Annotated in this window: 3 protein-coding genes; 2 read left to right on the forward strand and 1 reads right to left on the reverse strand. The window is 73.9% G+C overall.

Going from position 1 to position 1,940, the window contains the following annotated elements; genetic code table 11:
* A partial coding sequence (locus OZN99_RS30635; protein ID WP_333779790.1) for a helix-turn-helix domain-containing protein occupies positions 1 to 145 on the reverse strand: 145 nt, incomplete at its 3' end.
* Positions 146 to 368: 223 nt separating this feature from the next.
* On the opposite strand from OZN99_RS30635, the gene OZN99_RS30640 reads away from it, so the two are divergent.
* Positions 369 to 1,571 (forward strand): MFS transporter, encoded by a 1,203-nt coding sequence (locus tag OZN99_RS30640; RefSeq protein ID WP_270938986.1) that lies wholly within the window; start codon positions 369 to 371, stop codon positions 1,569 to 1,571.
* Between the two features lie 77 nt (positions 1,572 to 1,648).
* On the forward strand, positions 1,649 to 1,940 hold a 292-nt coding region (locus tag OZN99_RS30645; RefSeq protein ID WP_270938987.1), incomplete at its 3' end, for a hypothetical protein.

The raw sequence follows: 1,940 nt of genomic DNA on the forward strand, positions 1-1,940 counted from the left end.
TGGCAGTCTGCGGCGCGATGCCGGCGGCCTCCGCCAGCTCGCCGGCCGACAGGGCGCGGCCATCGAGCAGCGCGGCGAGCATGGCGGCGCGGGCGGGATCGCCGATCAGCGCGGCGGTGGCGGCGAGGGCGGCGTTGCTGGGCATGGCGCGAGCCTAGCGCGGGCCGGGCCGCGATGCTTCGGCCGTGGCCGTAGCCTCGCCTCGTTTGTTGCGGAAGAAACTTATCCTAATCGAGGAAAGCGAGAAATAACGTTGTGCCTCCTGCTCGGCGATGCCTAGGATTCCGCGGGCTCTGGGGCCTCCGGCGCGCAGGACCAGGCCCGCGCGTCGGGCCGGTCGGTCCGGGCCCAAGGGAGGGCCTCGCGCCATGCCAGCAGAGCCGCATCGTGGCGTCGATGGCTGGGTCATCGTCGCGGCGGTCGCGACGATGCTCGCCATCGCGATGGGCCAGCTGGTCAACGGCCTGTCCGTGTTCTTCATCCCGCTCGAGCAGGCATTCGGCTGGCCGCGCGGGTCGATCGCGCTGATCAACACGGCGGGGCTGGTGGGGCTGGCCCTGGGCGGGGTGGCCATGGGCAGCATCGCCGACCGCGCGCCGATCCGCATCGTGGCGCTGGCCGGCGCGGTGGCGGTCGGCGTCTGCCTGCTGCTCGCCGCCGGCGCGGACCGGCTGTGGCAGTTCCATCTGCTGTTCTTCCTGGCCGGGCTGTTCGCGGCCGGGCTGTTCGCGCCGCTGATCGCGCTCGTCGGCAGCTGGTTTCCGACCGGGGCCGGGCTCGCCATCGGCATCGCCTCGGCGGGCCAGGCTGTCGGGCAGGGGGGCGTGCCCTTCGCGAGCGCCTTCCTGATCGAGGCCTTCGGCTGGCGCGGCGCCTTCCTGGCGGAGGGCGTGGTCTCGCTGGCCGTCATGGTGCCGCTCGCGCTGCTGCTGAAGCCGCCGCCGCGGCGCGTCCAGGCGGTCGCCCTGCAGGCCGAGCCGCCGGTGCCGCTCTCACCGACGGCGGTGACGGTGTGGCTGAGCGCCGCCGTGCTGCTCTGCTGCACCTGCATGGCGGTGCCGCTGATGCACCTGGTGCCGCTGATCCAGGGGCACGCCATCGCGGCGCCGGATGCATCGGGCGTGCTGTTCGTGATGCTGGTGGCGGCGATCCTGGGCCGCGTCGCCTTCGGCAAGCTGGCCGACCTGATCGGGCCGATCCCGGCCTACATGGCGGCCTCGCTGTGGCAGACCGTCGGCGTCTTCGCCTTCACCGCCATCCACGACCTGGCGCTGTTCTACGTCTTCGCCCCGATCTACGGCTTCGGCTATGCGGGGGTGATGACGGGCGTGCTGGTCACCGCGCGCGCGCTGACGCCGGCCGCGCGCCGCGCCACGCTGATGGGCGTGATCCTCGCCTTCGCCTGGCTCGGCCACGGCGTGGGCGGCTTCCAGGGCGGCTTCTTCTTCGACCTGACCGGCCACTACACCGTCAGCTTCGGCAACGCCGCGCTGGCCGGTGTGCTCAACCTGCTGCTGGTGGGCCTGCTGTTCCTGACGATCCGGCGCCGCAACACGCTGCTGCCCGCCTGACGCTTCGGCCGGCGCCGCAGCACGGGCTGCGCCGCAGGGGCCAGCCTGCCAGGATGGATGCGGCATCAGGGGTGGGCATGCGCGCCGGGCAGGTGTTCTTCGGCTGGCGGGTGGTCGGCGCGGCCTTCGTGGTCGCGCTGTTCGGCTGGGGCGTCGGCTTCTACGGCCCGCCGGTCTTCCTGCATGCGGTGGAGGCCGGGCGCGGCTGGCCGGTCTGGCTGGTCTCCGCCGCCGTCACCTGCCACTTCCTGGCCGGCGCGGCGACGGTGGCGGCGCTGGCCGGGCTGCACCGGCGCTTCGGCGTGGTGGTCGTGACGCGCGCCGGCGCGGCCCTCGCGGCGCTCGGCGTGCTGGGCTGGGCGCTGGCCG

It is taken from the genome of Falsiroseomonas oryzae, assembly GCF_027856955.1.
Taxonomy (GTDB): domain Bacteria; phylum Pseudomonadota; class Alphaproteobacteria; order Acetobacterales; family Acetobacteraceae; genus Falsiroseomonas; species Falsiroseomonas oryzae.

Excerpts from the sequence above, each read along its gene's own strand:
- OZN99_RS30640 (WP_270938986.1), top strand. The coding sequence starts at position 369 with ATGCCAGCAGAGCCGCATCGTGGCGTCGATGGCTGGGTCATCGTCGCG.